The 25,230-nt window shown below is 62.6% G+C and carries 19 protein-coding genes; 10 read left to right on the top strand and 9 right to left on the bottom strand.

Going from position 1 to position 25,230, the window contains the following annotated elements; translation table 11 throughout:
• Positions 1 to 17 precede the first annotated feature (17 nt).
• The 7 genes from ACG33_RS03530 (at position 18) to ACG33_RS03500 (ending at position 8,463) form a co-directional block, all read left to right on the top strand.
• A complete protein-coding gene (locus ACG33_RS03530) occupies positions 18 to 923 on the top strand; it encodes an SDR family oxidoreductase (protein ID WP_066918736.1) in 906 nt (301 codons plus the stop codon).
• Positions 920 to 1,795 carry a TIGR03619 family F420-dependent LLM class oxidoreductase gene (locus tag ACG33_RS03525; RefSeq protein WP_066918734.1) on the top strand — a complete coding sequence of 292 codons (876 nt, stop codon included), beginning with the start codon at positions 920 to 922 and terminating at the stop codon, positions 1,793 to 1,795. Before ACG33_RS03530 ends, ACG33_RS03525 begins: the two co-directional genes overlap by 4 nt.
• The gene (locus tag ACG33_RS03520) at positions 1,792 to 2,688 is read left to right on the top strand and encodes a MaoC/PaaZ C-terminal domain-containing protein (protein ID WP_066918732.1); all 897 of its coding nucleotides are present in this window, start codon (positions 1,792 to 1,794) and stop codon (positions 2,686 to 2,688) included. Before ACG33_RS03525 ends, ACG33_RS03520 begins: the two co-directional genes overlap by 4 nt.
• On the top strand, positions 2,685 to 4,118 hold the full coding sequence (locus ACG33_RS03515) for a CoA-binding protein (RefSeq protein WP_066918730.1): 1,434 nt from the start codon (positions 2,685 to 2,687) through the stop codon (positions 4,116 to 4,118). The genes ACG33_RS03520 and ACG33_RS03515 overlap by 4 nt, the downstream gene beginning before the upstream one ends.
• Positions 4,119 to 4,123: 5 nt before the next feature.
• Positions 4,124 to 5,386, top strand: coding sequence for an acetyl-CoA hydrolase/transferase family protein (locus ACG33_RS03510; protein WP_066918728.1), 1,263 nt, complete (start codon positions 4,124 to 4,126; stop codon positions 5,384 to 5,386).
• Positions 5,383 to 6,594: an acetyl-CoA C-acetyltransferase gene (locus ACG33_RS03505; RefSeq protein ID WP_066918726.1), complete on the top strand. Its 1,212-nt coding sequence runs from the start codon at positions 5,383 to 5,385 to the stop codon at positions 6,592 to 6,594. The genes ACG33_RS03510 and ACG33_RS03505 overlap by 4 nt, the downstream gene beginning before the upstream one ends.
• A gap of 123 nt (positions 6,595 to 6,717) precedes the next feature.
• Positions 6,718 to 8,463 carry a CocE/NonD family hydrolase gene (locus ACG33_RS03500; protein WP_066918724.1) on the top strand — a complete coding sequence of 582 codons (1,746 nt, stop codon included), beginning with the start codon at positions 6,718 to 6,720 and terminating at the stop codon, positions 8,461 to 8,463.
• A 138-nt stretch (positions 8,464 to 8,601) separates the two neighbouring features.
• Here the strand turns inward: ACG33_RS03500 and ACG33_RS03495 are convergent, their stop codons facing one another.
• The 3 genes from ACG33_RS03495 to ACG33_RS03485 form a co-directional block, all read right to left on the bottom strand.
• Positions 8,602 to 9,516 (bottom strand): SDR family NAD(P)-dependent oxidoreductase, encoded by a 915-nt coding sequence (locus tag ACG33_RS03495; protein ID WP_066918723.1) that lies wholly within the window; start codon positions 9,514 to 9,516, stop codon positions 8,602 to 8,604.
• A 17-nt stretch (positions 9,517 to 9,533) separates the two neighbouring features.
• Positions 9,534 to 10,082, bottom strand: a complete 549-nt coding sequence (locus ACG33_RS03490) for a nuclear transport factor 2 family protein (protein ID WP_066918721.1) — start codon at positions 10,080 to 10,082, stop codon at positions 9,534 to 9,536.
• A 61-nt stretch (positions 10,083 to 10,143) separates the two neighbouring features.
• Entirely contained in the window at positions 10,144 to 12,240 is a 2,097-nt protein-coding gene (locus ACG33_RS03485; protein ID WP_456114926.1) for a PQQ-dependent dehydrogenase, methanol/ethanol family, read from the bottom strand.
• Positions 12,241 to 12,486: 246 nt separating this feature from the next.
• Here ACG33_RS03485 and ACG33_RS03480 point away from each other — a divergent pair, with 246 nt between their 5' ends.
• Together ACG33_RS03480 and ACG33_RS03475 are read left to right on the top strand one after the other, a co-directional pair.
• Complete coding sequence (locus tag ACG33_RS03480) at positions 12,487 to 13,101, top strand: hypothetical protein (RefSeq protein WP_066918717.1); 615 nt, start codon at positions 12,487 to 12,489, stop codon at positions 13,099 to 13,101.
• The gene (locus ACG33_RS03475; protein WP_066918715.1) at positions 13,098 to 14,555 is read left to right on the top strand and encodes a coniferyl aldehyde dehydrogenase; all 1,458 of its coding nucleotides are present in this window, start codon (positions 13,098 to 13,100) and stop codon (positions 14,553 to 14,555) included. The genes ACG33_RS03480 and ACG33_RS03475 overlap by 4 nt, the downstream gene beginning before the upstream one ends.
• A 76-nt stretch (positions 14,556 to 14,631) precedes the next feature.
• Here ACG33_RS03475 and ACG33_RS03470 read toward each other — a convergent pair whose 3' ends face one another.
• Positions 14,632 to 15,579: a bifunctional OB-fold nucleic acid binding domain-containing protein/MaoC family dehydratase gene (locus tag ACG33_RS03470; RefSeq protein ID WP_066922767.1), complete on the bottom strand. Its 948-nt coding sequence runs from the start codon at positions 15,577 to 15,579 to the stop codon at positions 14,632 to 14,634.
• Between the two features lie 5 nt (positions 15,580 to 15,584).
• Complete coding sequence (locus tag ACG33_RS03465) at positions 15,585 to 16,796, bottom strand: thiolase family protein (protein ID WP_066918713.1); 1,212 nt, start codon at positions 16,794 to 16,796, stop codon at positions 15,585 to 15,587.
• Positions 16,797 to 17,348: 552 nt separating this feature from the next.
• Between ACG33_RS03465 and ACG33_RS03460 the strand changes: the two genes are divergently transcribed.
• The gene (locus ACG33_RS03460) at positions 17,349 to 19,532 is read left to right on the top strand and encodes a TonB-dependent receptor (RefSeq protein ID WP_066918711.1); all 2,184 of its coding nucleotides are present in this window, start codon (positions 17,349 to 17,351) and stop codon (positions 19,530 to 19,532) included.
• A gap of 5 nt (positions 19,533 to 19,537) precedes the next feature.
• On the opposite strand, the gene ACG33_RS03455 is transcribed toward ACG33_RS03460, so the two are convergent.
• The 4 genes from ACG33_RS03455 to ACG33_RS03440 all read right to left on the bottom strand — a co-directional run bounded on the left by ACG33_RS03455 (position 19,538) and on the right by ACG33_RS03440 (position 25,229).
• Positions 19,538 to 20,827, bottom strand: coding sequence for a helix-turn-helix transcriptional regulator (locus ACG33_RS03455; RefSeq protein ID WP_083536406.1), 1,290 nt, complete (start codon positions 20,825 to 20,827; stop codon positions 19,538 to 19,540).
• Between the two features lie 346 nt (positions 20,828 to 21,173).
• Positions 21,174 to 22,868: an FAD-binding protein gene (locus ACG33_RS03450; RefSeq protein ID WP_066918707.1), complete on the bottom strand. Its 1,695-nt coding sequence runs from the start codon at positions 22,866 to 22,868 to the stop codon at positions 21,174 to 21,176.
• Between the two features lie 12 nt (positions 22,869 to 22,880).
• Positions 22,881 to 24,074, bottom strand: coding sequence for an acyl-CoA dehydrogenase family protein (locus ACG33_RS03445; protein WP_066918705.1), 1,194 nt, complete (start codon positions 24,072 to 24,074; stop codon positions 22,881 to 22,883).
• A 30-nt stretch (positions 24,075 to 24,104) separates the two neighbouring features.
• The gene (locus ACG33_RS03440) at positions 24,105 to 25,229 is read right to left on the bottom strand and encodes an acyl-CoA dehydrogenase family protein (protein WP_066918703.1); all 1,125 of its coding nucleotides are present in this window, start codon (positions 25,227 to 25,229) and stop codon (positions 24,105 to 24,107) included.
• Between the last annotated feature and the right edge of the window lies 1 nt (position 25,230).

Raw genomic sequence — 25,230 nt, 5'->3', positions numbered from 1 at the left:
CAATGACAGATTCCAGAATGGTGGCAGGCAAAGTGGTGGTGGTGACCGGTTCCGGCGGCGGTATCGGTCGGGAGATTGCGCTGCTGATGGCCCGTCATGGGGCAAAGGTGGTGGTCAACGATATCGGCGCTTCGCTGTCCGGCGACGGCAAGGACGCGGGCCCTGCCGAACAAGTGGTGAACGAGATACGCGCATTCGGCGGCGAGGCGGCCGCCAATACGGACAGCGTCGCGGATCCGGCCGCTGCCGAGCGCCTGATCGGCACGGCACTGGACACCTTCGGACGCATCGATTGTATCGTGAACAATGCCGGTATCCTGCGCGACCGCATCTTCCACAAGATGAGTGTGGACGACTGGGACTCCGTGCTGAAGGTCCATCTTTACGGCGCCTTCTATGTCAGCCGGGCAGCGGCACTGCACTTCAAGGAACAAGCCTCCGGCAGCATGATCCACATGACCTCCACCTCGGCGCTCATCGGCAATTTCGGGCAAGCCAATTATTCCGCGGCGAAATTGGGCGTTGCGGCGCTCTCCAAGTCCATCGCGCTCGACATGCAAAGGTTCAACGTGCGCTCGAACAGCATTGCGCCCTTCGCCTGGAGCCGCATGACCAGCAATATCCCCGCGGACACACCCGAGGAGCAGGCGCGTGTCGAGCGGCTGAAACAAATGACGGCGGCCAAGATCGCGCCGCTCGCCGTATACCTCGCCAGCGATGCAGCCAACGGCGTGAACGGCCAGATCTTCGCCGTGCGCAGCAACGAGATCTTTCTGATGAGCCAGCCGCGGCCGATACGCTCGGTCCATCGCGCCGAGGGCTGGACGCCCGAGAGCGTCGCGCAGCACGCGATACCCGCTCTGCAGGGGTCGTTCTTTGATCTGGAACGATCCGGCGAAGTATTCTGCTGGGATCCGCTATGACCATGAAATTCTGGCAATCGCTTGCCTTTTGTGAGCTCGACCAGGCCGTCGAACTGGCGAAATTCGCCGAGGAGCTGGGCTTCTACGGCGTTTCGTTCGGCGATCATCTCGTCACCACGAAGACCCAGGTCGACGAATACTTCTACACCAAGAGCGGACAGGTATTTTGGCACCCGGAAACCCATTGGCCGGATCCCTGGGTAATGTCCGCGGCATTGGCGCGCGAGACCCGGACGCTGCGCTTTCTGACCACCGTGTACGTGCTGCCGATGCGCGACACCTTCAACGCAGCCAAAGCGGTCTCCACTGCTGCCTACCTGGCCGACGACCGCGTCATCCTGGGTGTCGGGATCGGCTGGCAAAAGACGGAATTCGTGCTGACCGGCCAGGATTTCCATACGCGCGGCAAACGTGTCGACGAGCAGCTCGAAGTGATGCGCAAGCTGATGAGCGGCGAGATGGTCGAATATCACGGCCGATTCCACGATTTCGCCCCCCTGCAGATGTCCCCCGGCACCCGTCGGCAGGTGCCTATTTTCATCGGCGGCACCAGCGACGCCGCACTGCGCCGGGCGGCCCGCTATGACGGCTGGCTGGGTCTGCGCCACACGGAGGAGGAACTCCCCGACATGCTGGCGAAACTCAGGCAGGCACGGGAGCAGGCGGGCACCCTGGATCGCCCCTTCGAGGTCTGGACGGGAATCGACAGCCCGAAGCCCGGCGCGTTCGAGCGGGCCGAGGCGCTCGGCGTCACCATGACGAACGGCACACATTTTCTGGTCGACGGCAAGGCGCAACCCTCGGACATCAGCTTCAAGAAGCGCCGGATGGAAGAGTTCGCACGGCGTCACATTCACGCAGGTTCCGCATGACGCTCGATTATCAGCGGCTCAAATCCTGGCCTTTCGGGACGATCGAGCAGACCTACACCGAGAAGGACACGATTCTTTACGCGCTCGGCCTCGGGGTGGGCATGGATCCGCTCGATGAGCGCCAGCTGCGCTTCGTCTACGAGGAGAATCTGCTGGCGCTGCCGACCCAGGCGGTCGTATTGGGATTTCCGGGCTTCTGGGCCCGGCACCCGGATTCCACCATCGACTGGGTGCGTCTGGTACTCGGCCAGCACAGCCTGCGCATCCACAAACCCCTGCCGCCGCGCGGCACCGTCGTTGCGCACAATGCCGTCACCCGCATCGTCGACAAGGGTCCCGGCAGGGGCGCGCTCGTCGTGACCGAACGACGCCTGCTGGAAAAAAGCGGCGGCGAATTGCTGGCAACCCTCGAGCAGCTGAGCTTCTGTCGCGGCGATGGCGGCTATAGCGCGCCGAGCGCGGCACATCCCGCCGGCCAGCCGAGCGATCCGCCGCCGTCCGATCCTCCCGTCCTGCCCGATACCGCGCCCGAACGAATCTGCGATCTGGCCACCCGGCCGGAAACCGCGCTCATCTATCGATTATCCGGCGATCTCAATCCTCTGCACGCCGATCCAGGCGTGGCCGCCGCCGCCGGCTTCCCGCGCCCCATCCTGCACGGACTGGCCACCTACGGAGTCGCGGGCCGCGCCATTCTTTCGAGTTGCTGTGACAATCGCCCCGAGCGCCTGACGGCGCTGAGCGCCCGCTTTTCCGCGCCGGTATTTCCGGGAGAAACGCTGCGCACGGAAATCTGGCCTCGCGCCGATCATGCGTTATTTCGTGTCCGCGTCATCGAACGCGACGTCGTGGTGCTCGGCAACGGCCGGGCGGAGTTCGCTTTCCCCTCATGAACAAACACGCTCATGGCATCGAGTCCTTGCTGAACCCGCGCGCCGTCGCCGTGGTCGGCGCCTCGGATAACGCGGACAAGGTCGGCGGCCGGCCGCTGCGCCATCTGATCTCCCACGGCTTCGCCGGCAACCTCTATCCGGTTACCCGGCACGGCACTCCGGTGCAGGGGCTGCCATCCTACACCAGCCTGGCCGCCCTGCCGGAGGTGCCCGACGTCGCCATTTTATGCGTGCCGGCCGATCGAGCCGGCGCCGAAATCGAAGCCTGCGCCGGCCTCGGCATACCTCACGTACTGCTGTTTTCCTCGGGCTTCGCCGAGATCGGCGCCGCCGGCAGCGCCCGGCAGGCGGCGCTCATGGAGACTTGCCGCCGGACAGGTATCCGGCTGCTCGGCCCCAATACGCTCGGCATCGCCAACTTCTCCAACGGAGCGATCCTGTCCTTCGCCTCCGTCTACCTCGACTGCCCGCACCAGGACGGTCCGGTAGCCATCGTCTCGCAAAGCGGCGGCTTCGGAGCTGCGGCCTATGCGCTGCTGCGCGCCAACGGGATCGGCGTGCGCTATGTCTGCACCACGGGCAATCAGGCCGATCTCGACGTGACGCAGTTCATCGCGCAACTCGCCAACGATGAATCGCTGCGTGTCCTGCTCATCTATCAGGAAGAAGTGAAGGATGCGGCCGCCATGCGCGCGGCGCTCGAGGCGGCGCGCAGCCGCGGTATCGCGATCATCGCCATGCTGGGCGGTGTGTCGTCCCAGGGCGCCCGCTCGGCCATACTGCACACCGGCTCGACGGGTTTCGACGGCTTGAGCGGCCAGGACATCGCCGCTCTCTTTCGTGAGCACGGCTGCCGCCTCGCGGATGGACTACCGGATCTTTGTGAAAGCATACCCCTCTATCTCGGTCCGGGCGCCGGCGCGCCGGCCGGCGGCATCGCCCTCATCAGTAATTCCGGCGCATCCTGCGTCATTGCCGCCGACGCCGCGGCCGCGCTCGAGCTGCCGCTGGCGGCGCTCTCACCGGCAACCTGTGCCGCTCTCGACAGCACCCTTCCGGAATTTTCGCTGAATCGCAACCCTCTCGATCTGACCGCGATGCTGCTCGCCGACCCCGGTCTCCTGGGACGGGCGATGAATATCGCCCTCGCCGATCCTGCGGTGTCAGCCGCCGTCCTGGGTCTGGTCGCCATCGGTGGCCCGAGCTACGATCTGCCGCGCTTCGTGCGCGAGACTGCGGATGCCGTGCGGACCAGTCGCAAGCCCTGTGTCGTTCACGCGCCCGACCCGCGAGTACGCCAGGCCTTCGCTCAGGCCGGACTGCCGGTCTATGTATCGGAACGGGCAGCGCTCGAAGCCCTGCGCAATTGGCAAAGCCATCTCGCCGTCATGGCCGCAGACTCACCTGCCCAGGCAGCCCGGCATGCATAAGAATCATGCTTGAGCACACCACGGCGGACCTCGATTTCGCCGCCTGGGTGCGTCCCGGCGACCGGGTGCTCTGGGGTCAGGCGGCGGCTGAACCCCTGCCGCTGGTGGCGGCGCTGCTCGAGCAGCGCCATCGCATCGGCGGACGTTTCCAGGTCTTCCTGGGTATCCCTGCCGCGGGCGGCAAGCTCGCCGCCGAGCACGCGGACTGCATCGACTTCGTCGGCTATTGCGGCAGCGGCACCAACAGGGCGCTCGCAGCCGCCGGCAAGCTCGATATCCTGCCCTGTCATTATTCGCAATTTCCCGATCTGCTCACGACCGGCTCGCTCGCCAGCGACGTGCTGCTTCTGCAGGTGGCGCCGCCGGACGAACAGGGTCGATACAGTCTCGGTCTCGCTCACGAATATCTTGTGCCGATCATCGACAGCGCTCGCACCGTGATCGCCGAAGTCAACCGCCAGGCGCCATGGACTCATGGTGAGCGCTTCCTCACCGATGAGGACTTCGATGTCGTCGTGCACACCGACCGACCGTTACCCGAGATCGCGCATCCGGCACCGGGCTCCGTGGAGCGCGCCATCGCCGCTCACGTGAGCGGGCTCATCGAGGATGGCGCGACGCTCCAGGCCGGTCTGGGCGCGATCCCCGAAGCCATCCTCGAGCGTCTGGGCGATCGGCGCGATCTGGGCATGCATTCGGGCGCAATCGGCGATGCCGTCGTCCGCCTGATGACCTGCGGAGCCCTGACGAATGCGCGCAAGACGCGCGATCGCGGTATCACGGTGGCCGGTCTTGCCTTGGGCGGCCGTGTGACTCACGAATTCATTCACCGCAACCCCGCCATACAGTTCCGCTCCACGCGCTACACCCATGATGCGGATGTACTCGCGAGCATCGACCGCTTCGTCGCCCTGAATTCAGCGGTCGAAGTGGATCTCACCGGACAGATCAACGCCGAGCAGGCCGCGGGCAGCTATGTCGGCGCAGTCGGCGGCGCCATCGATTTTTTACGCGGCGCGGCCCGATCCCGCGGCGGCCTGCCGATCGTCGCGCTGCCCTCCACCGCCGGTCGGCACAGCCGTATCGTGTCGCGCCTGAGCGGACCGGTCAGTACCTCGCGTGCGGACGCCGGACTGATCGTCACCGAGCACGGCATCGCCGATTTACGCGGCCAGCCGATATCGGAGCGTATCCGCCGCATGATTGCCATTGCCGAGCCGCGCCACCGAGATACACTCGAGCGTACGGCCAAAGAGGTTAACCCATGAGACGAGCAGCCATCGTAAGCCCCGTACGCACGGGTGTCGGCACCTTCGGCGGCAGCCTGCGTCCGGTCCCTGTCGAGGAGTTGGCGGCGAGTGTGATTCGCGCCGTCCTCGCCCGCACCGGTCTGGATCCGGCGCGCATCGACGATGTGGTGATGGCGCAATCCTATGCCAATAGCGAGACGCCCTGTATCGGCCGCTGGGCGGCGCTGCAGGCGGGGCTGCCCATCGAAGTGCCGGGCATGCAGCTCGATCGCCGCTGCGGCGGCGGGCTGCAGGCGGTCATCGCCGCGGCGATGATGGTGCAGACCGGCGCCGCCGACGTGGTGCTGGTCGGCGGCGTGGAGAGCATGAGCAATATCGAGTACTACACCACCGACATGCGCTGGGGTGCCCGCGCCGGCTCGGTCAAGCTGCACGATCGGCTCGATCGCGGCCGCGAACGCTCGCAGCCCGTGGAACGCTTCGGCCCCATCTCCGGCATGATCGAAACCGCGGAAAATCTGGCTCGCGAGCATGGCATCAGCCGCGAAGAGGCGGACGCCTACGCGGCCCGCAGCCACCATCGCGCCCGCGACGCCTGGGCCGCGGGACGATTCGATGCCGAGGTCATACCGGTATCCGTGCCGCAAAAAAAAGGTGCGACGCTTGCCTTTGCGCGCGACGAAGGCATACGGCCCGACACCAGCCGCGAGTCCCTCGCTGCGCTGCGTCCGCTGATCAAGGGCGGCACCGTCACCGCCGGCAACTCCAGCCAGCAGAACGACGCTGCGGCCGCCTGCCTGGTGGTGGCCGAGGAAAAACTCTCCAGTCTCCGGCTGGAACCCATGGGATTCCTCATCGACTGGGCAGCCGCCGGTTGCGATCCGGCGACCATGGGCTATGGCCCAGTGCCGGCGGTGGCAAAGCTTTTGCGCAGAACCGGGCTGTCGCTCGATCACATGGATCTCGTCGAACTCAACGAAGCCTTCGCCTGCCAGGTTCTCGCCGTGCTCAAGGGCTGGGGCTGGAACGATCCGGACCGGCTCAACGTCAACGGCTCGGGAATATCCCTCGGTCATCCCATCGGCGCGACCGGCGTGCGCATCCTCGCCACCCTGCTGCACGAACTGGCGCGTCGCGGCGGACGCTACGGTCTGGAGACCATGTGCATTGGCGGCGGCCAGGGTCTTGCGGCAATATTCGAGCGAGCCGGCCAGGCGGCGGGTTAGACTGGCCCGAACCAGGCTGATTCATGCTTCAGAAGCAGATTGATCTATGACTAGCGGCGCAATCTGCGCAAGCTGAGTAAACTGAGCAAGCTGCGCAACCCGAGCAACCCGAGAAGAGAAATCATGACTACCAACATCCTGATCGAACGCGACGTCATGGTGGAAATGCGCGACGGCGTACGCGTGGCTACCGACGTCTATCGCCCCGATGACGGCAAACGCCATCCGGTGCTCGTCAATGGACATGTCTACAACAACGATCAATTCCTGGTCGTGCACGAACTCATCTTCAGTCCCCTGATCGCGGCCCAGCGCGGCTATGCAGTGGTGGTCCAGGAAGTTCGCGGACGGGCGGGTTCCGAAGGTACGTGGCGTCCTTACACCCAGATCCGCGAAGACGCCTACGACACGGTCGAGTGGGCCGCCGCACAGCCCTGGTCCAACGGGGACGTGGGACTCTATGGAGCATGCGCGCTCGGCACCATGGCCGTGCAGGGTGCCGTCGCCGCACCGCCGCACTTGAAGGCGGTCTTCGCCTACGAGACGGCCATCGACTATCTTTCGGGCTGGACCTATTCGAACGGCGCGCTGGAACTCGGCTTCCAGATGTCCTGGATCTGGACGGCGCTCGCCACCGACACCATTCGACGTATGGGGTTGGCGCCCGCCGCCGAGCAGGAAATGCTGAACAAGCTCGCGACCGCCTCGCGCGATATGAACGGCTCGGCGAGCTTCCTGCCCCTCATCGACTTCCCACCCTTCCAGAACGGCGCGGCGCCCTACTGGCGTGAATGGCTATCGCATCCGAGCTACGATGAATTCTGGCAGGAAGCGGACGCGGTGGCGCGAGCCGGAAATGTGAATGTGCCCGTGCTGCACATGACCTCCTGGTACGACACCTGCTTGCGCGGCCATCTCGACATGGCAAAGGCGCTTGCGGAGCGCAGCGATCCAAGCGTGCGCGACAAGCATCGCCTGATTCTCGGCCCCTGGGACCACAGCGCCTATTACAACAAGCGGCCGACCTGTGCGGGCCAGCGCGATTTCGGCGCGGATGTGTTCACCGGTCCGGAACTGCTCGGCGGGCTGGCGCTGGGCTGGTTCGATCATTGGCTGCGCGGCCAGCCCCTGAAAGTTTTGCCCGAAAACGGTGTGCGCTACTATCAGATGGGCGAGAACGTCTGGAAGGAGGCTCCGTCCTGGCCGCCTGCGCATACGCCGGTGCGCTACTACCTGCACAGCGCCGGGCATGCGAACAGCCGCATGGGGGACGGCACGCTCGACACCCGGCCGGCGGATGCCGAGCCCCGCGACAGCTATGTATATGATCCTCTCGACCCGGTGCCGACCTGCGGCGGCCGCAGCATGGTCGGCGTTCCGACGGGGGTCGAGGACCAGGCCGAAGTGGAAAAGCGCCAGGATGTTCTGGTCTACACCACGCCGCGGCTGGCGGAAGCCCTCGCGATTGCCGGTCCGATCACGGTCACGCTTCACGCCAGTTCGAGCGCCGAGGATACGGACTTCACGGCCAAGCTCGTCGACGTGGAGCCCAGCGGCTACTGCGCCAACATTGCCGAGGGCATCGTGCGGGCGCGCTATCGCAACAGCCGCGAGCACGCCGAGTTCCTCGAACCAGGCAAGATCACGGAATTCACCATCGATCTATGGGATGTCGCGCATACCTTTCAGGCCAACCATTGCATCCGGCTCGAAATCTCCAGCAGCAACTTCCCGCGCTTCGACCGCAATCTCAACTCGAAGGTGACACCGGCGCTGGGTAGTGCCGCCGATGCGCAAAAAGCGGTACAGCAGATCTTCCACGACACCCGGTATCCCTCCTGCCTGACGCTGCCGGTGGTGAAGGCCTGAGGTTGCAGGCGATCCCAGGAGAGTCGTTCGCAAGGCAGCACACGCCAGGAGCCGGCCTCTCGTCTAGAAGCCGGCTCTTGGCGATCTCTCCTCACGGCTGCATCTCCCCGCCCCGGCAAAACCAGCGTGCTCTCGGGACTAGCGCTCTCTATAGATGCGCGCGATGAAACGCTCCTGCAACCCCAGCGGCAGTCGTGCGAAACAGGCCGCGGCGATCGAGTCGGTACCGATATAATATTGACGACGTGCCCGTGGGGCGCTCACGGCGCGTGCCAGAACGGCCCCGGCCTGCTCGGCGCTACTACCGCGCCGGCGGGCGCTGTACCGGCCGAAGCAGGCCAGCAGCGGCGCATAGGCCGTCAGGGCCGACCGAGGCATGCGCGCAAGCACCGATCCCGTGGCCGAGCGCGTCGTTTCGCTCATCCGTGTGCGCACGAAACCCGGATTCACCATTCCGACATCGATCGAATCGCCGCGTAGCGCCAGCTCCTGACGCAGACTGCGGCAAAGCGCCTCGAGACCCCATTTGCATGCCATATAGGCGCCCAGGAACGGATAGACGGGTGAGGGGACGCCGGCACCTGTGCCGACAAAGTAGATGCGTCCGCGCCGGGATGCGTTCGCGCCCGTGACACCTGCGCGGATCAGCGGCAGAAAGCGGCGCGCGACGGCGAGATGACCGACCAGGTTCGTCTCCAGCTGACTACGCAGCACATCCTCATATAGAAATTCCACCGGGCCCATCATGCCGGCACCCGCATTGCTCACCAGGCCGACCAGCGCCAGATTCGACTCGGACAGCCGTGCATCGATCCGCTCCACGGCGGCATCGATGCTCGTTGCGTCCGTGACGTCCATGCGCACCGCGGTGATGCGCCCCGCGCTTTCGGCGAACAGCGCCGCCGATTCCTCCGGTCGCCGTACGGCGGCGAAGACATGATAGCCATGCGCCGCCAGCGCTACTGCGCCCGCATGTCCGATGCCCGATGAGGCACCCGTCACCACGACGGCCAGGCTGGCGGTTTCTTGCGTTCGATTGCGCAGCTTGGCCATCGTGATACGTGCCTGCGTTATTCGATCGTTGCGTACCAATCGAATTCGGTGCGCCGCAGCCAGCCCGGCATTTTCGAACCCCGGCGAACGCGTTCCTGCATGATCTCGTTCAACTTACCGTCCTTCTGCATCTCCATGAAGATCGCGCCCGCATTCGCATGGTCGAAGAAATCTCGCTGCCAGCTCCACTGGTAATTTCCGGCGTAGCGAAACCACGAGCCACCGGTGCCGGCGATCTCGTAGTGGCTGCCGTCGGCGCGTGTCTCGCCCGCGATCTGGCGCCAGAAACCGATCACCTGCCCCTGTTGCTCGTCGATCAATACCTTCACGTAGGGATATTTCCATGAGTCGAGACCCTCCATCTCGGTCCCCAGCGCCCAGTCGGCGATCTGCTTGCGGCCGCGTGCAACGAACTCGGTGCGCGGACCGTTGTTCCAGCTGTAGATGGCATCCGGCGTGTAAAGCTCGGTCATCGCCGTCCAGTCGCCGATCTCCTCCGCCTTGGCGTTGGCGGCGATCCAGCGACGCATCATTTCTTCCAGCTCAGCCCGGGGAAACGACGTCATTTTCTCCTCCTTCGAGCGCCTGGATGGCGCAGATTTAAAGATGGCGTAACAACATAAGTAATCATGGATCCGGTGCGGCGGCGTCGGGATGCGACGCTCTGGCACGCTCCCGCAAGTAATGACGCAGAGCTTCCAGATCCTCATCGCTCAACTCGCCAAAGACCGGCATGCCGCGCTCGAGCAGCGCGCCGCCGCGCACGACACGTTCGAAAGCCTCCTTGGAGAGCGGCACGGTCGAGGCACGCAGATCCGGTATATAACCGCCGGCCACCGCACCCATGCCATGGCAAAGGGCACAGGCGCGATAGAGGGCGGCGCCGTCGCGAGCCTTGGCGGCGTCGATGACGAAATCAGGATCGTCCACCGGCAAGGGCGGTGCCGGTGGTGGTGAGGCAGGCAGTTGCGCCCTGCCATCGAGAACAAAAGTCAGCAGACGGCGCGGGTAGGCACGCCCGACCCAACCATGCTGAGCGCTGAGGGAACCGAGCAGCACCGTTCCACCAGTCCACCCGGCAAGTATCGAGATATATTGCCGGCCGTCCACTGCATAGCTGATCGGCGGCGCAATCGTGCCCACGCCTAGGCTGTAGGACCACAGCTCGCGGCCGTCGCGCGCATCATAGGCCACGAGCTTGCCGCCGGCATGGCCTTGAAAGACCAGATTACCCGCCGTCGTCAGCACTCCGCCGTTCCACAGGCCCGGTGTCGGCACGCGCCAGGCTTCCCTCTGGCGCAGCGGATCCCAGGCGAGCAGAAAGCTGTGACCGGCATCGATCGGAATATCGCTGCTGGAGATATTGATGCCGTTGGTGTTGCGCGAACCCGGACCATTGCTGTAAGTGGCGGGATCGATACCCTTGTCATTGTAATATCCCGGCATATCGCGCACCGGGATGTAGACAAGGCCGGCTGCCGGGTTATAAGCCATGGGCTGCCAGTTGTGGGCTCCGAAGGGACCGGGCCAGATCAGCGCCTCGCCATTCTCGTAACGGACGCCAGCCGCTTCCACCGGGCGGCCGCTCGCCAGGTCGATACGCTCGGCCCACGTCGCCTTGACGATTTTTTCAGCGGAGATCAGCTTGCCGTTATCGCGATCGATGACATAGAAGAAGCCGTTCTTCGGTGCGTGCAGCAGCACCCTGCGCGGCCGGCCGTCGATGGACAGGGTGGCGAGCACCATGTCCATTGTCGAGTTGAAGTCCCAACTCTCGCCCGGATTGGTCTGGTAATGCCAGAGATATGCGCCGGTCTCGGCATCGAGCGCGACGATCGAGCAAAGGAAAAGATTGTCGCCGCCGCCGGGACTGCGCAGCTTGTGGTTCCAGGGCGCGCCGTTGCCGGTGCCGAGATAGACACGCTTGAGCTCGGGATCGTAGCTCATGGCGTTCCACACCGTGCCGCCGCCGCCGAATTTCCACCATTGTCCCGTCCAGGTCTTTGCCGCCATCTCCATGGCCGGGCTCTCGAAGCCGTCGGCGGGATTGCCGGGCACGGTATGGAAGCGCCACAGCTGGCGACCGCTCTCGGCATCGTAGGCGGTGACATAGCCGCGCACCGGACCGAAATCGGCACCGCCGTGGCCGATGATGACCTTGCCGTCGAAAACACGCGGCGCCCCGGTGATGTAGCGCCGATCGTTCTTGTCAACCGTCATGACACTCCACACCAGCGCGCCGCTGTTCGCGTCGACGGCGATCAGACGGCCGTCCTGGGTGCCGGAGTAAACCTTGCCGTTCCAGAAGGCGATGCCGCGTATACCCCACGCAAGCCGCAGCTTGGCGCCGGCCGCCTTGGCCGTCTCCGGATCGTAGCGCCACAACAGCTTGCCGGTCCTGGCATCCACCGCGTGGATCACACTGAGGCCGACACCGAAATAGATTACGCCATCCACTTCCAGAGGAGCGGTGGCGACATTGCCGGGCGTCTCCAGTTCGAGACTCCAGGCCAGGCCGAGGCGCCGGATGTTTTGTGTATCGATCTGTCGGAGGGGACTGTGGCGCTGCTCGCTGAACGTGCGGCCGTAGCCGGCCCAGTCCCGGCCATTGTCCTCATCGGCAAGGATCCGGTCGTCCACCACTACGGTGCCGGCCCCAGCGACGGAGGCGATGATACCGAGCGCCAGGAGCACGGCGGCGCACCGCAATCTGCCTTCGAGCATCATAGTTCCACACGGCTTCCATGGGGTGATCAACCATCATCACTGTCGTATTGACGGTTGCTTGGAATACAGGCGGTTGCTTTGCAATGCAGGATCCAGTGCACCATCGTCCGGCTCATCGTCCGTCCGGACGATGCACCGGGAGTAGTGATACTCTTTGCTACCCTGGCACGCAGTTGCGAAGTCCATACCCGGCGTGCGCCGCCGGAACCGGCGGATCATATTACGATGAAGAGGTGTTGAAAAATGACTGAGCTGGACGATTATAGCGGACCATTCAAACCAGATCTCCAGTTCTCGGATCTTTCCAAGGAGGCATTGGTCCGGCTCATCGAGAATTATCAGAGAACATTCCAAGGTTTGTGCGTGGTTGCCTTGCAGGTTCTGCAGGAAGAGCAGGGCAAGGACGAGGGGCAGCGCCAGTTCAACGAAATCTATCGGCGCGTCATGACACGCTTCGCTGTACCGCTCGTGCGCAAGGCCCTGAACATCCAGAATGATGATGTGATCTCCATGTTCAAGTACTTCCAAGTCGCGCCCGACGGCTGCCGCGGCGGCGGCATGTATGACTTCGATTTCGACGTCACCAACAACGACAATGTCGGCTACAGCGGAAAGTTCTGCCAGAACGCAAACTTCTACGAGAAGCACGGCGATACAGACGGACTGAACCGGCTTTGCGCCATGGGACCCGGCAGTCTCGAGCATAGTGCCTACGAGGCGATCTGCAAGGCGTTCAATCCGGATATGAAGATGGAATGGCCGCTGCTGCCGCCCCGTGCCGACAAGAATGGGCCGTTTTGCCGGTGGCGATTCTGGATCGACAGAGAACCGCAATCATCCTCAGCGCCGTCATCGTGAACCACGATCCCGCCGATACCGATGCCGTGGCGGAGTTGCAAAAACTGCTGCAGCTCCAGCAAGGCGCCTGTCGTGCCGAAGGCGCGGTCAGCGCGGCGATCCGCAAAGACCGGCTGCGGCGCGCCATCGCGATGCTGGTCCGGCATCGCGATGCCTTGAGCGAGGCGCTCGACGCAGACTTCGGCAATCGCCCCCGCGTCGTCAGCCTGATGATGGACGTGATGGGTGCCATCACCTCTCTCAAGTTTGCCAGGAAACATGTCGGGCGATGGATGAAGCCGCGCAGCTGCAAGAAGGTGATGCCGTTCGGTCTGTTCGGAGCCACCGGCCGGGTGGAATACCAGCCGAAGGGCGTCGTGGGCATTCTGGGCACCTGGAACTATCCCATCTACACGACGATCGCTCCACTGGCCTATGTGCTCGCGGCAGGCAATCGCGCCATCATCAAACCCTCGGAGCTCAACCCGCATACGGCTGGCCTGCTCGCGCAGGTGGTGCGTGAATTCTTCGATCCGGCCGAAGTAGCGGCCATTACCGGCGGCGTGGAATTGGGACGAGCATTCTCCGCCCTGCCCTTCGATCATTTGATGCTCACCGGCGGCACGACGGTGGCGAAGGCCGTCATGCGCAGCGCTGCGGAAAACCTGGTGCCGCTGACACTGGAGCTCGGCGGGAAATCGCCGGTGATCGTCGGCCGCAGCGCGGATATACAAATGACCGCCAAGCGCATCATGCTTGCCAAATGCACCAACAGCGGCCAACTCTGTATCAATGCCGACTATGTCTGCGTGCCGCGGGAGAGGCTCGAATCCCTCATCACGGCCATGAGCGCAGCTCACGCACGGCTGTATCCCGGCAGCTACACCGACAATCCGGACTGGGTCTCGATCATCGATGCGCGGCATTGCTCACGCGTCGATGGCTATGTCGCCGAAGCCGCCGCGCGCGGTGTGCGTGTGGAAACCCTCGGCGGCCCCTTCGAAGGTCCCCGCGACAAGCGTCTGCCGCTACGGCTGGTCATCGATCCACCCGAAGATCTCGACATCATGCGCTACGAGATCTTCGGGCCGGCGCTGGTGGTGCTTTCCTACGACCGCCTCGAGGAGGTCGTGGCCGGCATCAACGCCAGGCCGCGGCCGCTCGCACTCTATTATTTCGGCAAGGATGCGACCGAGGAACGTTACGTGCTCGATCACACGATCTCGGGCGGCGTATCGATCAACGACGTGGCGATGCATCCCGCGCTGGAAGATGCTCCCTTCGGCGGAATCGGCAATTCAGGCATGGGCCGCTATCACGGCTACGAAGGATTCCTGGAATTCAGTCACGCACGCACCGTGTTCAAGGCCGGCTGGTTCGATCCACGCAAGCTCATCGGCATGCTGCCGCCGTATGGCGACGGCAAGCTGGAGCGAATGATCGATCGAGTCATCCGCTCCAGCATGCCATCCTGAGCCAGGCTTCGATCTTCCTGCCGAGATCTCTCCGCAGACTGCCGTCACTGCGGAAGGATTTGCGGGATGCCGTATCTCACATGTACATGATTATCATGTCGTTGATGGCGCAAGGACGATCATCCTGACCAACCACGTGAACGTTGATCTCCATCATCAGCTTGACGCCGCTCTTGACCTGCTCGACCGACTTGACGCGCGAGCGTGCATGAATACGGCAACCCGCAGGCACGGGCACCGGAAAGCGCAAGCGATCCGATCCGTAGTTCACCATGTTGTTGAAGCCGGTGATCTCATAATCCTGCGGAATCCTGAGCCGGCCCAGCAGCACCTGGATCAGCATTCCATGAGCGATGGTGCCGCCGAAAGGACTTTCCTTGCGGCTGCGCTCAGGATCCGTATGGATCCAGTAGTCATCCCCGGACAATGCCGCAAACTCGTTGATCAACTCCTGTGTGACCGCCAACTCCGGCGACCATGCCGAGAAGGAGTCGGATACCAGGGCACGGACCGCATCGATATTCTTGATGTCGATCTTGCGGACCGCCACAGCGGGCACGGTTTCCGCAGCGGGCATGACCTTCGCGTCGGCCGCGTCATCGATCACACCTGGATGTGCCGACTCCACCGGCGTGTAGCGCAGCAAGGTGGCCGTGCCGGGGCGATCATCGAACACCGGGCGTACACGCTGGCCCACCTTGAGCGTCGCAGGATCGGCGCCGACGATGGTCGTATTGATGTGCGGACCCTCGTCGAATTTCACCACGGCGAGGATTTGCGGCATTTCATCGGTGAATTCTGGCATCGTGGGTATACGAGCCACCGTGAAGGTATACAGCGTCCCCTCACCGGAAATCTTGCGCCACGCCAGTTCACGGCTGGCGCAGACGGGACAATGAATACGCGGAAAGAACACCCAGTGGCCTTGGTCGCACTGCTGGATGCGCACTTCGTGGGCCTTCAGACCTTCCCAGTATGGAGCCGAAGTCGGCGTGGGTTGCGGCAGCGGTTTGTTCCAGGTCATGGCGTTCATGCCCCCTGTAAGATCAGAGCGCCCTGCTCGCTCATTACGCCGCCGGTGCCGGAGACATAGGCCAGATCGTGCCTGGCCAGCTGCCGCTCTCCCGCCCGCCCTTGAATCTGCTGCATCGCTTCGATCACCTGCGACATGCCTCCGGCGAGGCCGGCCTGCCCGAAGCTGAGTTGGCCACCATGCGTGTTCATCGGAAAATTTCCCTTGAAAGTCAGATCATGCTCGCGCAGAAAGCGCATGCCCTCGCCCTTGGGACAAAAGCCGGCATCCTCCAGCGTCAGAAGTACGGTGATGGTGTAGCAATCGTAGATCTGCGCCATATGCATGTCGGCAGGCTTGAAGCCCGACATCTCGAAAGCGCGTCGGGAAGCCGGTCCGATCGGCGTCGCCAGCATATCCTGAGCATAGGTCGGGGACTTGCTTTGCACATGCTCGCCGCAGCCGATGATCTTGACCGCGCGATGACGGATACTTCGAGTCCGGTCGGCGCGGGTGATCACCATTGCACCGCCGCCCGCCACCGGCATGACGATTTCCAGTACGCGCAATGGTTCCGCCACCATGCGCGAGGCCAGCACATCCTCGACCGTGATCGGCTGGCCGTGGAAGATCGCCTCCGGATTATGGCAGGCATTGAAACGCTGGGCGACGGCGATGCGCGCCAGCGCGGCGGGATCATAGTCATAGGTGGCCGCATAGCGCTGTGCGATCAGCGCATAACCGGTATTTTGCGCCATATGCCCATAGGGCAAGTCCAATTCCGCTTCGGGGGCGCCATACCGCGTACTGTGGCCTCCATAGCGGCTCGCGCGCATGAATTCAGACATGTCCTCGTCAGGCGCGAAGGGCGCCATGCGTTGCGGAATGGCACACACCACCGTGTTGCACATGCCCATCTCGATCGCCGCCGCCGCGCGCCATGCCATGGCGACCGAACTGGCGCCGCCCAGATCCACGACCTCGGCGTAATTCAGAGCCACCCCCAGATACTCTCCGGCCATCGCCGGAACGAACATGGTGGCTTCATGAAATTGCGGCGCCGGCACGATCAGGCCGTCCACCTCCGCCAGCTCGAGACCCGCATCGGCCAATGCCCGCACCGTCAGATCCGCAACCTGTTCCAGATGAAACATCTGCGGCGCGGTACTGTATTTTTCCGGCCTGTACTGCGCCGCCCCCACGAGCGCCGCCTGTCCACTCAATCCCATTGTAAATCCCCTGCCGCGCCTCGGCCGTTGAAATCCTGGATGATAGTGAATCTCGTATCCACATCGAGATTTACTTGCTATCCGACAAATAAAATTATCATGCGGATCCGTGACCGTGCAACAGCTCGGCGGCCGGCTTCTGTACCAAGCACGGTTACGCTCGACCAAAGCTTTCCTGCGGCAGGGTCATAGGCACACTGGATGTCCCGCTCATGGTCCCTGTCTGTCGTGAATCCAAAGGCACGACAGACAGGGACCATGAGCGGGATCGCCGCAACTCGTCATTGCGATGCCGCCGTCTGCAGTGGCGGTCGACCGCCGCCACGACGGTCGCTCGCCACGCTCGAGAGCGCCTGTTCATCACGGTCGATCCGTAGTCCGGTCGGACGATGTTACAACGATACACATTCCCTAGTGTCATTTCTCAATGCCATTAAAAATCCGATTTTATGCGGAGATACGAGCATCAAAAGCTCATGAACAAGAAACAGGAATTGTAGTAATTTCGCAACAACGGCATGGGGCATGTGTTCGATCAATAGGGTAAAGACAATGATCGCTATTCCTAAGGCATATAAATTCGTTGCCGGCGCTTGCGGTGCGGTAGTCGCGGCCGGCGCCATGGCGCAATCACCAAGCGCCGGTCCCGCCACGGAGATCCAGGAAACCATCACCGAGGTGGTCGTCACCGCCCAGCGTCGGGCCGAGCGGCTCCAGGACGTGCCGATCGCGATCACGGTTCAATCCGGAGAGCAGCTCGAAAAGGCCGGGGTGACCAACCTGCGTGATCTAACGACGGTGGCTCCGGGGCTCACCCTCGCCGGCACCGGGGCGAATCTGCAGCCGATCATACGTGGTGTAGGGTCGCAGCAGACCGATCCGGGCAACGATCCCAATGTGGCTCTTTATCTGGACGGCGTCTACCAGGCCAACCAGATCGCCAACAGCTTCGATCTCCCCGATATACTGCAGATCGAAGCGCTGAAAGGCCCGCAGGGCACATTGTTCGGACGCAATGCCACCGGTGGGGCGATCCGTATCTTCACGCTCGAACCCGGCTTTACGCCGAGTGGCCGCCTGAGTCTGGACTACGGGCGCTTCGATACCGTAACCGCCAAGGGCTTCATCAGCGGTCCGCTGGTCGGCGACACGCTGGCAGGCAGCCTATCGGCGTATCGCGAGGACAGCGACGGCTATCACCGCGATATCGTCACAGGCCGTAACAATGTCGGCGGCGTCGAGAGCACGGTGGTACGCGGCAAGCTGCTCGCCCAACCCAGCGACGAGGTGACATTGCTGCTCAGCCTCGGCTATATGGACCGTCGCGATGAAGACACCCAGAACTACTCGGCGATTGGCGGTAATGCCCTGGCGCGAAATATTCCCGGTGCTGAATTTGCCGAGCGGCCCTACGAGTTCGCCGCGTCCCGCACCCCTTTCGCAGACAGCACCGTCTATCTTGCCAGCCTGAAGGCGGATTTCGATTTCGCGGCCGGAACGCTTTCCTCGATGACCGCCTACAACAAGGTCGACGCGCTCTACGTGATGGATCCTGATGGCTCCAGTTATGACGGACTTTGGTATAACCTCAATGAACTCCAGAAAGACTACTCGCAGGAATTCATTTTCTCCAGCCGTCCGGAGGAGCGCCTGCGTGCCGTGGGCGGACTGTTCTATTATCACAGCGACGGGCGCTACGATCCGCTCGATCTGCTCGGCGATTTCATCACTGTCGAGGGAATCCCCACGCCGATGTTCGTCTGGTCGCGGCAGGTGACTGAAGCCTACGCCATCTTCGGCGAGTTAAGCTACGATCTGACCGACCGGCTGACCCTGGTCGGTGGGGCGCGCTACAGCGATGAGAAGCGCACCGCCTACGGCACCTTCCAGTTCGGCTATGGACCCGAGCCTGAGATGCCCCGGCTGGGCTCGAAGAGCTGGGACAGCTTCACGCCGCGGGTGTCGCTGCGCTATCGCTTCCTGGAGGACGACACCCTCTACATCACCTATTCAGAGGGCTTCAAGAGCGGCGGCTTCAATATCGCCGCGGCCGATCCGATCCCCTTCAACCCGGAGGAAATAAAGGCGATCGAGGTGGGGGTGAAGACCTCGCCGAATCGGCGGCTGAGCGCCAACCTCGCCGCCTTCTATTACGATTACTCGGACCAGCAGGTGATGACGGTCACCGACAATTTGAATACCACGGCGAATGCCGCCTCCTCGGAAATCTACGGGCTCGATGCCGACCTGACCTTTCGGGTGACGAATGACTTCACGCTCACGGCCGGGCTGGCACTGCTGCAGGCGGAGTTCGATCGCTATCCCAATGCCGTGGTCCTCGTGCCCACCGGCGGGCCGGATTGCCTCTGTGGCAATGAGAACGCCATCATCGACGCCAGCGGTTTCAAGACGCCGAAATCGCCGGAATGGACGGCGGGATTGACCGCCAACTATGCGCACGAATTCGACTTCGGCGCCGTGGAACTCTCGGCCGTGGTGTTTCACTCGGATGAATTCTACTGGGATGCCCAAGAGCGCGTGCGCCAGCCGTCCTACACCACTCTATCGGCCCGGGCTGCCTGGCAACCGCGCGATTCCCGCTTCAAGCTGAATCTCTGGGGCAAGAATCTGACGAACGAGAAATATATGAAGGCGACCTTCCTGGTCGATCTATATGACGGCGCAACCTACGAAAAACCGAGGACTTACGGCGTAGGTGTCGAGTATGCGTTCTGACGCCGTCAGCTGCTGATGGCGGCGACGCTGTTCAGCAGCAGCCTCACCAGAGTGGTCTGACGCGTCACGCCGGTCTTGGAAAAGATGGCACGTAGGTGGGCGCGTGCCGTATTTTTGCTGATTCCCAGCGCCTCGGCCGCCTCGTCGAGACTGAGCCCATCGGTGAGCAGCAGGGCGAGCTTCGCCTCGGCAGGCGTAAAGTGAAATAGCCTTTGCACGAGTTCGACCGGGGGCTGGGTCCGATGGTCCGGATCGCGGATGAACACCACGACACTGGGCCGGTTCGGCCCCTCGGAGCATTCGCTCAGGGGTATCGGCCGAATCAGCAGGTTCAGGCTCGCCCGCCCGGAGGGGCGGGTGACCGATAGCGCTTCGGCCATGGACGGCTGCCCTGGAGGCACCGCCAAAATCTGGCGAATGAGCCGCTGCAGTTCGCGGTTCTCGTTGCGATACTCCGTCGAAAGGCCACCCGCAGTCACCAGCAAGCCATCTTTCTCCGTCAAGATTGCTTGCGCAACATTGTTGGCACGTAGAATCGCCCCTGATCCATCCAGAATGATCGATCCTACGAGCATGCTGCTCATGACATTGGCATAGAGCTGCATTTCCGTTTCCACCTGCCCCAGGCGGCCGTAGAAATTGAGCGCCCGCTTGAAGTGCGGGACGAGCGCCTCCACGAGCGCCTTGTCCATGCTCGAAAACTCCATGCTATTCGCCGGACGCGTAAAACGCAGGCGAAACTCCCGGCCATCATCCCCGTGGATATCGACGCCGAGAATGTAGCGAACCTGGCGCGGCTCGACGTATTGCTTGAAGAACGCGCTCTGGGCCAATTTCTCCTGATCGACGATCTCATCGATCGTCACCGCCCGATCGGCCGGCAAGCCGACGAAGGGATCGAGGGAAAAAATCGAAAACTGCGTATACACGGAGGTAGAGAGCTTGGGTCCGCGGCCTCGATCCTGGATGACGACCGCCAGCGTATTGGCGCGAGCGGGACGCAGAACCAGAATGCTGCCATTGGCCTGCAGCCAGTTACGCAATTCCAGCATGGCACTGCTGCAGGGGGTGGCCTCGAGGGGCCCCTGATAGATCAATTCCAGCAGTTCGCAAAAGCGCTCGAGAGGCATCCCGAATGCTTCGAGCAGCCCCGCAAGACCGGTGCCGATGCCTGGGCTGACGGCGGCGCCTGGGCCCAGGCCTACGCCAGTACCTGTGCCCGGGCCTGGGCCTGGGCCTGCGTCCCTGCCGGGACGCCCGTTCAAGTGTTCCTCCTTGTCTACCGCCATTCTCATTGCTAGTACCTATAGGGAGGCGTTTAATAGCACAAGGAAATCAAGAGATCGAGCAGAACGCTCACTCGCCGGAACGCCGTACTCGAAGCGCTGAATATGGCTACTGATACGGCCGGCTTACCCCGATCGGGGCACAGCGCGGAAACATCTACCTGATTTCCCGGCATTAGCCGGAGTTGGCCTGCAGCCATGGCAGGCGACTTTCGGGCGTACGATTCCTGATCGTACGATCCCAGGGCGTACGCCGGGCACCGATGAAAGCACTACTACGTTAAGCCGACAGAGCCACGGCTGCCTGCCCCAAGACTCAAAGTGCACTTATGCACATTCAATCATCACCGTCGTTTCAGGCGCTCGTTGCCGTCAGGTGACGTGCTGCAATATAGCCAAACGTGGTTGCAGGCCCCAGAGTCGATCCCGGACCCGGATAAGTACCGGCAATCGCCGAGGCCGAGCAGTTGCCGACCGCATAGAAGCCGGGAATCACCTCATTTTGTTCCGTCATGACCTGGGCATGGACATTCGTCTTCAAGCCGCCGGTCGTACCGAGATCGCCGGGATAGATGGACATGGCGTAGAACGGCGGAGTTTCGATCGGTCCGAGTGTGGAATTCGGTTGGACGAACGGATCGCCGTAGAAGCGCTCATAGGCGCCTTCGCCGCGGTGGAAATCGAGATCGACACCCGTACGGGCGTACTGATTCACCTTGGCCACCGTATCCTTCAAGCCAGCCAGGTTTATACCGGTGAGTCGTGCAAGTTCCTCGAGCGAGTTCGCCTTCTTCATGAAGCTTCGCTGCTGTCGGGATATCATCCAGTCAGGCTGTACGCTGGCAGGCATCAGCGGTCCGAAAGGGTATTTCTTCCTGAAAGTCGCGTCGCAGATCAGCCAGGATGGCACCGTTGGCGCATCGGGGCGATTGTTCGCATAGATTGCCTCGACGGTATCGATGTAAGGCAGCGCCTCATTGACGAATCTTGCACCGCCCTGGCTGACGATATAGCCCCCGGGCAGGGCTCGTTCGAACAGAATCCCGACCGGACTTTCCCAACCGGGTACCGGACTGATGGGCATCCAACAACAGGTGGCCATGAGATCGATCTTGGCACCGATGGACTGGCCGAGTTGGAGCGCATCTCCCGTGTTGTACACATTACCGACCGTCCAGGCGGCATCGGTCGGCGCCGGCAGATAACGCTCACGCAATGCTTGATTCGACTCGAACCCGCCGGCAGCCAGAATGACGCCTCGGTTTGCGCCAATCCGTACGGTACGGCCATCGCGTTCCGCCACGACGCCTGTCACCCGGCCGTTTTCGTACACTAATTCGCGTGCCGGAGTACTCAGCCACAAAGGAATGTTACGATCCATGAGCGAGGCTCGTAGTGACGCCACCAGCGCAGCGCCCGCGGCCAGATCCCGACAGCGCCGCGACCTGAAGCGCCAGGGTAGATCCAGCCAATATCTTCCGAGCACCCGAAGCATGCGCCCTGCCCAGCCAGGCTTGCGGCAGAGCATGTCGTGCGTATCCTTGAGCGTGACATTGTAGCGGCCCATCATCGCGGTGCCTGGATAGGCCACCATGCGCTCGAATTCCTCGCCGAGCACCCGGGCATCGAAGTACGCCGACTCGATGCCCCGGCCGCCGCCGCGCCAGCCGGGCCGGCCGGGATAATAGTCCGGATACGTCGGCATGCACTGCGGCTTGAAACGCGTGCGTTCGGCGAGATAGCGCAGCATTTCCGGCGCGGTCATCACGAAGGTCTGCAGCCGTTCCTCAGGTTCGCGGCCCTGGGTCACCACCCTGAGATAATCCATGGCGGCATCCGGGCTATCCTCCAGACCCGCTGCCTGCATCAGGTGATTATTCGGAATCCAGAGACCGCCGCCGGACTTCGCCGAGGAGCCACCATAGAGCGGGCTCTTTTCGATGAGCAGTGTCGAGGCGCCTCGGTCATGCGCCGTCAAGGCGGCTACCATGGCTCCGGCTCCGGATCCGATCACCAGCACATCGACGGCATGGTTCCAGCTCGCGGTCATGGTCTACCTCTCTCAGGCAAGTCGTGAGGGCGGCATGCCGAGCCCGCCCAGCGCAATCATATCCTTGAGAACTTCATTGGCTCCCCCGCCAAAGGTCAGCAATCGCATCGCGGCAAAATCGCGCTGGAAAATACCTTTTGCGGGCGAGATGTCCGACGGCGGCTGCAGCCCCCCGATCAGTCCCATCATGTCCATGCATGTACCCGCCACACTCTGAAAGAGCTCCGAGCCGAATACCTTGGTCATGGCCGCTTCCGCGAAAGGTTCGATGCCCTGGCTGATCTGGCTCGCCGCGCGGAAATTGAACAGCCGTAGTACTTCGGTCTTTGTAGTGAGATCGGCCAGTCTTTCCCGTACCCAGGACTCATCGAAGACACGTCTGCCGTCGATCGTCGTATTTTTCGCCCAGGCAATCATGTCCTCGAGCACCCGCCGCATTCGCGAGTGCGGTACCAACCCGATTCGTTCCATCGCGAGCTGGGAGTTGATGTAGCTCCAGCCCTTGTTTTCCTCGCCGATCAGGCAGGACTTCGGTACTCGCACATTGTCGTAGAAAGTTACATTGGTGCGAAAGCCGCCCATGGTTCGCAGGGGATTGATCGTGATGCCGGGCAGTCGGGTATCCACCATGAAGATCGAAATACCCTTGTGTTTCTTTACGGTGGGATCGGTTCGTGCCGCCAGCCAGATGTAGTCGCAGAAATGCGCCAGGCTGGTAAATACCTTTTGCCCATTGATGACATAATCATCGCCGTCGCGCACCGCTTTGGTCTTGAGCGAGGCCAGATCGCTGCCCGCGCCAGGCTCCGTGTAGCCGACGGCGATGTTCAGTTCACCGCGCAGAAGCGGCGGCAGGAAACGATCTTTCTGTTCCTCGGTGCCCGCGCGCATGATGGTGGGGCCGATGGCGTTGATCGCCAGGAACGGAATCGGAATTCGATAATAGCCGCTGATGGTGTCGAAGAAGATGTATTGGTCGATGGCGTCCCTTTCCTGACCGCCGTATTGTTTCGGCCATGCCAGTCCGAGCCAGCCATCGCGCCCCAGTTGCCGCATGAATCGGCTGTAATGCGGATGCGTATCCGGTCCACCGCCTTCCTGCTGAGCTAGAAGTTCGGCTTCCAGCTCAGGCGTGATGTGCCCTTGCAAATAGGCGACAAGTTCCCGTTGCAGCTGCTGCTGTGCTTCGGTCAGTTGGAAATCCATGCTCGCTCCCGCTGCGTGAGCCGGTCCAGATTAAAGCTGCTCGCCCAGACGCCTGAGCTGCACCGGCGTCGGGCCGAATTTCAGCTCCATCGCCTTGGCACGGCGGAAGTAGAACTGCAGATCGTTCGCCATATCGACACCCACACCACCGTGGAGTTGCTGCGCCAGCGCGGCCACCCGTTGGCAGGCATCGCTCGAGAACGCCTTGGCGATGGTGATCTCCCGCTCTGCCGTCCTATTGCGGCTCAACTGCTCGATCGCCTGATAGGTGGTCCAGCGCGACCCCTGCACCAGCGTGAACATGTCGGCCAGATGATGTTGTACGGCCTGGAACGACCCGAGAGGCCGATCGAATTGGGTCCGCTGCTTGACATACTCGGCGGTGACGGCGAGTTGGTACTCCGCGCCACCCAGCATTTCCGCACAGACCAGGGCCGTACATTGCCGATATACATCTTTCAGGATTCGCAGCGCGGCACCTGCCTCGCCCAGCACGGCATCCGCCGGAACCACTACGTCGCCGAAGTCGACCTGGAACTGCCGGTCCGGTGCGATGCTCTCGAGCCGTGTCAGCTCGATACCTGGAGCCCCGCGATCCACCAGAAACAGGCTGCAACCATCTTCATCACCGATCGCACCCGCCGTTCTCGCCAGCACCAATAGCTGGTTCGCGATGCTGGCATACGGCACGAACATCTTGCGGCCGCTGAGGATGAAACCATCGGCCGCACGTACCGCACGAGTTGTCACGAAGCGGGGTTCATAGGCAACGCCCAGCTCTTCGATGGCCGGTGACACGATCACGTTGCCGTCGGCGATACCGGGCAAAAGCCGTTGCTTCTGGGCATCGCTGCCGCCGCCCTGTATCGCCAACGTTGCCATGAGGTTGGCAAAAAACGGGCTGTCAAAGGCGGCTCTGCCGATTTCCTCGAGTAATACCCCAAGCTCGAGCAGGCCGAGATCCGAGCCGCCGTGGGCCTCTGCGATCGCGATCCCGGTCCAACCCTGTGCGGCGATCTGTTCCCAAAGCGCCGCCGAGAAACCCGTGTCGCTGTTTTCCAGCTCTCTCAGGAGCGTCGAGTGACATCGTTCCTGAAGAAATTTGCGAACCGAATCCCGGAACAGCTCCTGTTCGTCACTCAGCGAGAAATCCATG

Origin of the sequence: Steroidobacter denitrificans (assembly GCF_001579945.1) — a bacterium.
Taxonomy (GTDB): domain Bacteria; phylum Pseudomonadota; class Gammaproteobacteria; order Steroidobacterales; family Steroidobacteraceae; genus Steroidobacter; species Steroidobacter denitrificans.
The sequence above is the reverse complement of the archived record's forward strand: the minus strand, read 5'-3'. Positions and strand labels throughout refer to the sequence as shown.